Annotated in this window: 3 protein-coding genes and 1 tRNA gene; 1 reads left to right on the top strand and 3 read right to left on the bottom strand. The window is 68.2% G+C overall.

Translation table 11 applies throughout. The annotated features are described in order from the left end of the window. Positions 1-448, bottom strand: a 448-nt coding sequence (locus tag VFT73_RS12725; RefSeq protein WP_326411693.1) for an FAD-dependent monooxygenase, incomplete at its 3' end; no start/stop codon positions are given. A gap of 229 nt (positions 449-677) precedes the next feature. Here VFT73_RS12725 and VFT73_RS12720 point away from each other — a divergent pair. Further along, positions 678-754, top strand: a tRNA-Met gene (locus tag VFT73_RS12720). A gap of 241 nt (positions 755-995) precedes the next feature. Here VFT73_RS12720 and VFT73_RS12715 read toward each other — a convergent pair. Then, positions 996-1,934 carry an NADP-dependent oxidoreductase gene (locus VFT73_RS12715; protein WP_326411691.1) on the bottom strand — a complete coding sequence of 313 codons (939 nt, stop codon included), beginning with the start codon at positions 1,932-1,934 and terminating at the stop codon, positions 996-998. 157 nt (positions 1,935-2,091) lie between these two features. Beyond that, a partial coding sequence (locus VFT73_RS12710; protein WP_326411689.1) for an SDR family oxidoreductase occupies positions 2,092-2,823 on the bottom strand: 732 nt, incomplete at its 5' end.

Genomic DNA, 2,823 nt, shown 5'->3' with positions numbered 1-2,823 from the left:
CGAGTTCCTCGACCGCACCGGCGCGGCGAAACTGCACCCGCGGGCACTCGCTCTCCAGCCCGGTGACAGCGAGCGCCTCCGCCTCGTAGAGGGCCGGCGCGTCCGAGGCGGCGCGGGCGTCCATGAGATCGCGGGTGATCTCGGTCTGGCCGTAGACCATCATGGAGCGGCCGGTCAGCGCCTTGATGTTGAAGCGGTAGTGGGTGCCCTCGAACGAGATGTCGACGAAGTCATCGACCATGCCCTCGCGGCGCATCCGCTCGCCGACCCCTGCCCCGTCGAGCAGGGCGACGGTGCCGGGCTCCAGCACCCCGGCGCGGACGCGCGAGAGCACGTACTCGGCGCTGCGGCGCTCGATGACGACGCTGTCGATGCCGTCGCGATGCAGCAACTGGGCGAGCAGCAGGCCCGCCGGGCCCGAACCGATGATGCCGACCTGCGTGCGCAATGACTGCCCTCCTCAACAGCGCGTATCGTCGCCCGTCTCATACATCTTCCGGGGAAGGCGCAGCGCACATCTTTGCAGGCAATTTTGCCGCGCCACCGCCCGGCGCTGCCGGCGGACAGCCACGCACGCGGCGGAGATTCACGGCCTGGTAGTGGAGGGCCGCGGTTTCCTTGACAGCTTTCCGCCCCGCTTCTTATATCCGCGCGCCCACGGTCCCGCGGCCGGCGCTGGCGGAGTAGCTCAGCTGGTTAGAGCAGCGGAATCATAATCCGCGTGTCGGGGGTTCGAGTCCCTCCTCCGCTACCACTTTTCCAGCAGACAGAAATCAGCCCTGGAATCAAACACTTGTCGTCCTAGTGGCAGGCGGCGCGCCGGAGAGCTGGGCCTGCCGGAACGCAAGGCGCTCCACCCCACCGGCGGGCAGCGCCTGTTCCCCGAGCGGCGGGTCTATCGCCACACCGGCAGCGACCGCGAGATGTGGGGCCATTATTTCTCGAAGACTGGCAGTACGTGACAGCGCTGATCGCTCCGCACGTTGCTTTCCGCTCTAGAATTGGATGACCAGCCGCCCTCTCGTGCCGCCCGCCTCCAGCCGACGATGGGCGTCGGCCGCCTTTTCCGGCGGATAGATTTCTGCCACGCGAAGCGTGATCTGGCCGGCCTCGACCTGCTGGCGGAGTCGATCGAGCTTCTCGAACTCCTGTGCGTAGGCGCGCACCATGGTCGCCGTGAAGCGAATATCCCGCTGCGGGACACCCGGAAACCCGCGAAGGGACGTGAAGGCGCCGCCGTCGCGAACCGCGGGGATGGCCCGCTCGTTGAGCAGCGCTCCATCCGCGAGCCCGTCGACGCCTTGCGGGAAGTGGTCGCGAATCCGCGACGCGACGTCGTCGCCCCTGCGAACAACGATATCGGCGCCGAGCGAGGCAACCAGCTTTTCGTCTTTCTCGGAGGCATCGGCGATGACGGTCAGCCCATCGGCCTTGGCAAGCTGGATGACGTAGCCGCCATAGGCGCCCGCGGCGCCGGTTACAGCGATGACCTGCCCGGGAGACAGGGCAAGCAGGTCGAGCGACCGCCGCGCCGTCAGCCCGTTCATCGGCAAGGTGGCAGCCTCGGCGTAAGTCTTGCCGGCCGGGGCGCGCCCGACCGATCGCGCATCGAGCACGATCTGCTCGCGATAGGCACCATGGCTGCCTTTCGGCACCACGATCGCGATGACGGCGTCGCCGACCTTGAGCCTGTCGGGAACGCCGCTTCCGACTTCGTCGATGATTCCCGCCGCCTCCATTCCCGGCACGTAAGGCGGCGGATCGGCCTTCTGCTGTTCGGCGCGCGAGCCGTTGCGGACCCCAACGTCGGTCGGGTTGACCGTCGCGGCATGGACGCGGATCCGCACCTCGCCCGGGCCGGCATGCACTTCGGGCAACTCGACGACCTGGAGAACCTCAGGACCGCCATGGGTGAACAATCCAACTGCGCGCATCGCTTCGTCCTTCCCGATCGCCGGTCCCGGTCTTCTGCTGGCACCGACCATAGCATGCAGGTTCGGCCGACAAGCCATGACGGATCGGCCGGCGATGGACCGCCTCGCCGTCAGCGATCCCGCGTACCGTCCAATTCTGACTTGATCGGTACGACGACTAGGCTTGAGGCAGCTCGACACCGCTCAGCGTGCAGAGCTTGGCAATCAGCCGGTCCTGGAAGGCAGGGTCCGTCGCTTCCCGAGCCGGCTGCTGCTGCCGGAGGTCGTGCCAATAGCGGCCGCTGACCAAGGCAGCAGGCTCGTTGCTGGCCGCAAGCCAGGCCTGGGTGCGCTGCCCTGTCTCCAAGTCGACCGGGGCGCCTGGGCCGCCCATCCTGGTGCGGGCCCAGCCGGGATCGACGGCGTTGCTCAGCACCTCCGGCCAGCGCCGCGCCAGCGCGAAGGCCAGCGCGACGACGTGAAGCTTGCTTTCGGCATAGGCCTGTGCCGGGTCCCAGGGCCGCTTCGTCCAGTCGAGGTCGTCGAGCGAGCCCGCGCCGCCGCGATGCAGCCCGCTGCTGAGATAGACCAGCCGATCGGGACGGTGGATCAGCGCCGTCAGCATGTAGGGCGCGAGGGTATTCACCGCGAGTGTACTGGCATGGCCCTCGGGCGTCGCGTCGCGGCCATGCTCGCGATAGATGCCGGCGTTGTGGATGACCGCATCCATGCGCCCGATCGCGTTGACCTGTTCGGCGATGCTGCGGGTTTCGGCAGCGCTGCGGAGATCGCCGACCGCAACTCCGACGCAGCGTGAGGCGAGGTCGGCGACCGCCGCCGCACGATCCGTCGACCGCGCGTGCAGGACCACCTGATGCCCCGCATCGAGTAGAGACTGCGCTGCGGCACG

Origin of the sequence: Sphingomonas sp. (assembly GCF_035758555.1) — a bacterium.
Lineage (GTDB): Bacteria > Pseudomonadota > Alphaproteobacteria > Sphingomonadales > Sphingomonadaceae > Sphingomonas_B.
This window is presented reverse-complemented; position numbering and strand designations above follow the sequence as displayed.

Excerpts from the sequence above, each read along its gene's own strand:
- VFT73_RS12715 (WP_326411691.1), bottom strand. The coding sequence starts at position 1,934 with ATGCGCGCAGTTGGATTGTTCACCCATGGCGGTCCTGAGGTTCTCCAG.